The sequence below is a fragment of the Enterococcus sp. C76 genome, assembly GCF_040886985.1.
GTDB classification, from domain to species: Bacteria; Bacillota; Bacilli; order Lactobacillales; family Enterococcaceae; genus Enterococcus_B; species Enterococcus_B lactis.
Genome location: NZ_JBFOEY010000021.1, coordinates 1 through 3,332, shown reverse-complemented (window position 1 = coordinate 3,332; position 3,332 = coordinate 1). Strand labels below are relative to the sequence as shown.

Genomic DNA, 3,332 nt, shown 5'->3' with positions numbered 1-3,332 from the left:
TGTACTTTAATATTAATAGTAAAATTTTTGGGATCTTTTGCATATCTTCCCGATACATAGCAATTTTGCAAATAAGCATGACTATAAATCATGGGCGTATAACTATAGCCAGAATCTAACTTATACACAAATTTTAAAGAACCATTGTTTTTTGAATTTTTATTTGCTTTCAATTCCAAATTATTTCCACTTTGTTTCACTGAAATTCCAACACTATTATTAGACAAACCATAATAACTCAATACATTAGCACTGTCTTTGAGTTTTAACGTTTGTCCTAGCTTTAATGTATAAGTTTTATCTTTTAAACTACAATTAGTAAAATAAGTATCAGTTTTTGCCAACACTGCTTTTTTCCATGCATTATATTTTGCTTGACTGGTTCTTCCACTACTATCAGAATGAATCTTAAATGATCCATTATTAATAATTTCATTCATCAAACCTTCAGTATAAAATTTATTTATTAGACTAGGTTGTTTATAATAGCCATAATAAGCAGCAATCGAAGCTCTCATATTATTATAGGTTCGTGTAGAAAATCCTACGTTATTACCTATTGCTAACGCCACATTCGGCTGAATACAAAAAGCAGGTCTCCCATTCGCTAACTTTTTACCATACCAACCATATTCTGGTGCCCCTCCATTTCTTGAATAATAGACTGTGTTCAAATTTTCCTCTGGTGGCACAATAATTACACCGTTATTATTTTTTTGCACACGGGGTTTGCCATATGTTCTGTCTTCAATTGCCTCTTGTCGTTCCTTAATTTGTATAATTTTTTCATATACTTCATTCGACAAGTACGAATTAGCTGGATTAACACTAGATACTAATTCCCCTTCTTCATTAAACATTAATTGATTTTCTTTTAACAGTATTCGGAGCTGTTCATCTAAAGATTGTTCAGTTACCTCTTCTGCATTCCCTTGTTTAATTGCTATACAAAAAAAGCACGAAATCATCATTAGTAATAATGAAATTTTATTTCTCATTAAAATCTCCTCCAAAATAAAAAAGCAATTAGACTATCACATCTAATTGCTTTTTTTAATTATTTATCAAATCCACTTAAATCACTCAAATATGCTTCTCCAGTTGGCTCTCCAGTACTCATATCAATCTCTCCTTCAATTCCGTAGTGCTCTAAATTTTCTCCCCCAGCCTTATCAGCATCTTCAAAACTTCCATAGCGAGTTCCAGAATACTCTTGTTGATAAGGAACCTGTTGTCCTACTGAATTACCACTTGATTGCGACTGCGTAGACCCTGAACTTGCCGATTGTCCACTTGAATACTGCGGTGCTGTTGTCTGCGCCGAATAACTGTCACTATACCCATCTGTATTTGTATCAGCTACTACATTTTCATTGGTTTGTACTGACCCCTGCCCTTGATCTACTACTTCCTCGTTCGTGCTTTCAACAGTTGCATTAGGATTAGCTAAAGGTTCAGTTGTATTTTCTTTTTGTGCTTGTTTCTCTTGTTCTTCTTTTTTCTCACGCTCATCAAGAACTTGTTTCACTTTGTCCAATTTAGCATTCAGTTCTTTTTTTACTTCTTCATTCTTTACTTTAGCAACCGCTGATTTCGCTTTATCATAATTTTCTTTTGAAACATCAGCTTTTGGCTTTTCTTTATCAAAAAGCCCATTTACTAGATTTGTCGCTTCACTCATTTGTTCCTTTTGCGTTTTAACAATTTCAATCAAAGAAGAAATAGCACTTTTCCAATCATCATTAGCTATAGTAGTCAAATCCTTTTGACAACTTTCTATTTTTTTATCATCAATCGTTTTTACAATTGACAACTCTTTATTAACCTCTGAGCCATCAATCACAAATTTATTATCTTTAGATTCAAACATTTCATTTATAGACTGTTGAATTGAAAATTTCTTTTGAATCGTATCAATCATTTCTTTATTTGAATTATAAACTGAAGCATATGAAGCGAATAACTCTTTTTTATCCTTCATTTTTTTTTCTGCTGAATTCACCGCTTCATAGCTCATTTCTAATTCATCAATCGCATTAGAAATCTCTTGTTGGCTAATTCCCTTTTTCAAAAATCCTTTATCATCTACCAAACTAATTATCTCAGAATTTATTTTTCCTTTTTCTTCTAACATGCTTCGATTGCCAATCACTACTTCTTTTACTTCATTTTCGTCTTGTTGTTTTTGTCTATCAGCATACGCTTTATAGCCACCTAAAACACTGCCAAACAATACAACCGCACCAATACAAACAATACTTCCTTTTTCTATTTTACTTAACATATTCCACTTCTTCATATTCATATCAAAACTCCTTTTTAGACTTGCTCACAATTTACAGAACATTCATAATAATACTTCCTTTTTTTGACACTCCATCTCTTCACTCTAATCCCTCGATTGCATTTCTTACAAAATGTTACTTCTTTATTTTCTTCTTTTGGAAAAGTGCTCAATAATTGATATTTAAGCATGGTATCAGGTATTAATTCATTTAACATTTTCAGCAAATCAAAACGATCATACCATTCAATATCTTTTGCCTTTTCATTATGCTTTATTTCTTTAATAGCATAACTATTAAAAAAGCTCGTAGTAATAAACATCGTTCTATCCCATTTAGCATTAGAAAAGCCACAAAATTCTTTTACTTGTTTTGAATCAATCCATTTAGAAAACTCATTTCCAGTATTTAATCTTTTTGATTTTGCTTGAACAGCTATCTTTTCGCCATTTTTAATTAAAATTAAATCTACTCCACCATCTCCAACATAAGCACTATTCAAAAAATTATTTTCTTTTTTTGTAATTGTCACTTCGTATCCAGCTAGTCGAAACACTGCAGCTAAAAAAAATTCAAAATAATCTCCTTGTTTCTTTTTAGCAGAATCATCATAACCAAATTTTTTGTCCATATCACTTAAAAAATCAATCACTGTCTTTTCATCATTTGTCAATATAAATGGAGCATCCACATTTTTACGCATTTTTTGTTCAAGATTAGAATTATTGGCACTACGTTTTTGATTATTACTTACCATCTTTTCTTTTAACTTTTTTAACATATCCTAATCACCTTTCTTAAACTCAAAGTATATCAAGTTAATTAGACATCAATTTTTTGTAATTAATTGTACTTGAATTTAATCTTATGATTCTCTAAATAATTCTCCTAAAAAGAAAAATAGACTTTTCGCTTTTATATAAGTAGATTATCAAATCAATAGCTATCCATATTCTTTTTTTTTAGATAAAAAAGTAAAAAAAATAAAACATTTCTTACCTATATATACCTGAACTAAATGTTGATAAAAAATTTTCAATCACGACC

Annotated in this window: 2 protein-coding genes and 1 pseudogene; all 3 read right to left on the bottom strand. The window is 30.3% G+C overall.

Annotated features, from left to right (window positions below; genetic code table 11):
- A pseudogene (locus AB3I00_RS14435) lies at positions 1-998 on the bottom strand (hypothetical protein); the annotation flags it as partial.
- A gap of 59 nt (positions 999-1,057) precedes the next feature.
- On the bottom strand, positions 1,058-2,305 hold the full coding sequence (locus AB3I00_RS14430) for a hypothetical protein (RefSeq protein WP_368025588.1): 1,248 nt from the start codon (positions 2,303-2,305) through the stop codon (positions 1,058-1,060).
- A 14-nt stretch (positions 2,306-2,319) separates the two neighbouring features.
- Entirely contained in the window at positions 2,320-3,066 is a 747-nt protein-coding gene (locus tag AB3I00_RS14425) for a restriction endonuclease (protein WP_368025587.1), read from the bottom strand.
- Between the last annotated feature and the right edge of the window lie 266 nt (positions 3,067-3,332).

What these genes read in the sequence shown, in the direction of transcription:
- AB3I00_RS14430 (WP_368025588.1), bottom strand. Translation starts at nt 2,305, where the DNA reads ATGAATATGAAGAAGTGGAATATGTTAAGTAAAATAGAAAAAGGAAGT.
- AB3I00_RS14425 (WP_368025587.1), bottom strand. Translation starts at nt 3,066, where the DNA reads ATGTTAAAAAAGTTAAAAGAAAAGATGGTAAGTAATAATCAAAAACGT.